The sequence below is a fragment of the Rhizobium sp. 01T444 genome, assembly GCF_056398305.1.
On sequence record NZ_JBFTPD010000423.1, the window covers coordinates 1 to 517 of the forward strand.

A 517-nucleotide genomic window follows, 5' to 3' on the forward strand; every position below is an offset into this window, starting at 1 on the left:
CGTCATGGCAGTACCCATCGCGATGTTCGCGAACTTCAGGAGTCTTCCATGCATTTCGTACCCCTCGTCCCCTTGATCGCCGCGTTCTACGCCGCTCTGCTCGGCCTGCTCGGCGCCGCGCTGACGGTCAGGGTCATCGTCCAGCGCGCCCGGCTGCATGTGAACGCGGGCGACGGCGGCGTCCCGGCGATGGCACAGGCCATCCGCGCGCATGCCAACTTCGCCGAGCATGTGCCGCTGGTCTTGCTGCTGATCGCGTTCGCCGAGCTGCTCGGCATGCCGGCGCTCCCCCTCCACGTGCTGGGCATCGCGCTGATCGTCGCGAGGCTGCTGAGTGCCGTCGGCCTGAGCCGCTCGCTGGGCCCCACCAGTCCGCGACAGGCGGGGGCGGGCCTGACGGTGCTCGTCACCGTGGGTGCGGCCGGGTCGATTCTCTATGCCGTACTCGGCCGATAGGCGCTGGTTCCGGCTGGCGAGGCATGGCCGCGCCGATGCGCCGAGTCGTCATCGGGGTCTT

At 69.6% G+C, this 517-nt stretch carries 1 protein-coding gene; it reads left to right on the top strand.

Annotated features, from left to right (window positions below; translation table 11 throughout):
• Positions 1-456 (top strand): MAPEG family protein (locus AC1DTN_RS39275; protein WP_477925672.1); only part of this gene is annotated, 456 nt, incomplete at its 5' end.
• Positions 457-517: the final 61 nt, after the last annotated feature.